1 protein-coding gene is annotated in these 729 nt (G+C 39.1%); it reads left to right on the plus strand.

Annotated features, from left to right (window positions below):
* The coding region (locus AB4Y85_RS19410; RefSeq protein WP_441986544.1) for a hypothetical protein at positions 1-629 on the plus strand (629 nt) is incomplete at its 5' end.
* Positions 630-729: the final 100 nt, after the last annotated feature.

Raw genomic sequence — 729 nt, forward strand, 5'->3', positions numbered from 1 at the left:
ATATAAATGACCTTCAATTATCTAAAAAGGCCTTAGAAGCCGAATATGAAGCTCAGAGGGCTATTGTGAGAGAGTTTAAAGAGCGTGGCAAGGTTTTAACAAAGGCTACAAAAGAATTGGCAGTTCAATCCCAATATAAGGCGCCTAAAGTCGAGCCAATCTATGAACCAGAAGTCAGTACGGATTTGCTTGGGAAACACGTCAAAATCAGAAAAGAAGAGTATGAAAAAATGCTTGCGAGCCAAAAGGAATCAATGCAAAAGCATAAGGACTTAGCTAAAAACTTTGATATGATTGCCGAGCGTTTAAAGAAAGCTAACGTCAATAATTATTATCTTTCTGTGGAATTGGAGAAAGCGAAAAAAGCTATTCCGGTAAAAGATAGGGTCATTGAACAGCAGCAAGAACAGATTAAAGAGTTAACGCAGCGCATTAAGCAGTTTAAATCGATGTGCGTGGATTTTATTAAAGAGAACGTTCCGAAAGCCTTTGATTTGATGAATTCTCTTGCTCAAAAATTCAATTTGGTCAAGGACGTCAACGAATCCATGAAGCAGGATAAAGAGCGTGAACAGAGGGAAAAGAAAATGCAAAGACGCAGTCGTGATGATTGGGAAATGGAGCGATAATGCAAGGATTCTACTAGTTTGTTATAATTTACTAGGAACGAGAAAAACCGCCCAAGTCTTTGGTCGGACAGGCGGTTCTCTCGTATCAAAAAGGTTGGAG

It is taken from the genome of Microvirga sp. 2YAF29 (genome assembly GCF_052114605.1).
Taxonomy (GTDB): domain Bacteria; phylum Pseudomonadota; class Alphaproteobacteria; order Rhizobiales; family Beijerinckiaceae; genus Microvirga.